The sequence below is a fragment of the Aeromicrobium sp. PE09-221 genome (genome assembly GCF_002174305.1).
GTDB lineage: Bacteria > Actinomycetota > Actinomycetes > Propionibacteriales > Nocardioidaceae > Aeromicrobium.
In genome coordinates this window covers 1-591 of the sequence record NZ_MIJB01000088.1, presented here as the reverse complement: position 1 = coordinate 591, position 591 = coordinate 1, and the positions used below count along the sequence as shown (strand labels likewise).

Below are 591 nucleotides of genomic sequence, written 5' to 3'. Positions count from 1 at the left end.
ATCCGCGGACGAGCCGGAGGCGCCGGTCAGGACATCGGGTACCGTCGCGCTGAGCGTCCTGCCTGCGCCGCTCGTGGAGCTTGTCCGCTCTGCGCCCGGGATGGCCTGGCAGTGCGGGGGGCGGCCGCTGCTGGGCGAGGGGCCGACGGCGACGGTCGTGGTGGGCAGCCGGCTGGCGGTTCCCGGTTCCGGCGACAGTTATGCGCTGTTCTGCGTCTTCTCGATGCGCGGGCAGCAGCCGGCCCTCGGTCTGTTGGGTGGGGCGTTGCTCGCGGGCGGCAGCGTCATGGTGCTCGTGGTGGGCTTCGTCGCCTGCCTGGGAGTCCGCGAGGTGGTCGACGCGCTTCGGGTCGGCGGACGTACGGCCGAGCGGTTCGCCGCCGGACGCCTCGAACAGCGTATGCACGTGCACGGCAAGGACGACAGCGCCCGTCTCACCAAGGACTGCGACCAGGTGGCCGAGCGCCTCCAGAGCCAGAGCCGTCGTGTCGAGAACCTCTCGCGGGTCCAGCAGCGGTTCGTGGCCGACGTGTCGCACGAGTTGCGGAGACCGCTCACCACCGTGCAGAGGGCCGGCGACAGCCTCGACAG

Annotated in this window: 1 pseudogene; it reads left to right on the top strand. The window is 71.9% G+C overall.

Annotated elements, in window-relative coordinates:
- Positions 1-591, top strand: a pseudogene (locus BHE97_RS20290) (hypothetical protein); the annotation flags it as partial.